The organism is Bacillus cereus group sp. N12 (assembly GCF_016483575.1).
Classification (GTDB): Bacteria; Bacillota; Bacilli; order Bacillales; family Bacillaceae_G; genus Bacillus_A; species Bacillus_A toyonensis.
Genome location: NZ_JAEHBO010000236.1, coordinates 1 through 261, shown reverse-complemented (window position 1 = coordinate 261; position 261 = coordinate 1). Strand labels below are relative to the sequence as shown.

Below are 261 nucleotides of genomic sequence, written 5' to 3'. Positions count from 1 at the left end.
TCCGCAGTAGCTCAGCGGTAGAGCTATCGGCTGTTAACCGATCGGTCGTAGGTTCGATTCCTACCTGCGGAGCCATTGGAGAGCTGTCCGAGTTGGCCGAAGGAGCACGATTGGAAATCGTGTATACGTCACAAGCGTATCAAGGGTTCGAATCCCTTGCTCTCCGCCATAAGGATTTATAATATTTGGCCCGTTGGTCAAGTGGTTAAGACACCGCCCTTTCACGGCGGTAACACGGGTTCGAATCCCGTACGGGTCACC

Annotated in this window: 3 tRNA genes; all 3 read left to right on the top strand. The window is 53.6% G+C overall.

Going from position 1 to position 261, the window contains the following annotated elements:
• The 3 genes from JDS92_RS30295 to JDS92_RS30285 all read left to right on the top strand — a co-directional run bounded on the left by JDS92_RS30295 (window position 1) and on the right by JDS92_RS30285 (window position 259).
• Window positions 1-75: transfer RNA gene (locus JDS92_RS30295), tRNA-Asn, on the top strand.
• A 2-nt stretch (window positions 76-77) separates the two neighbouring features.
• Window positions 78-169 (top strand) — tRNA-Ser (locus JDS92_RS30290).
• An 18-nt stretch (window positions 170-187) separates the two neighbouring features.
• Window positions 188-259 (top strand) — tRNA-Glu (locus JDS92_RS30285).
• Window positions 260-261 lie beyond the last annotated feature (2 nt).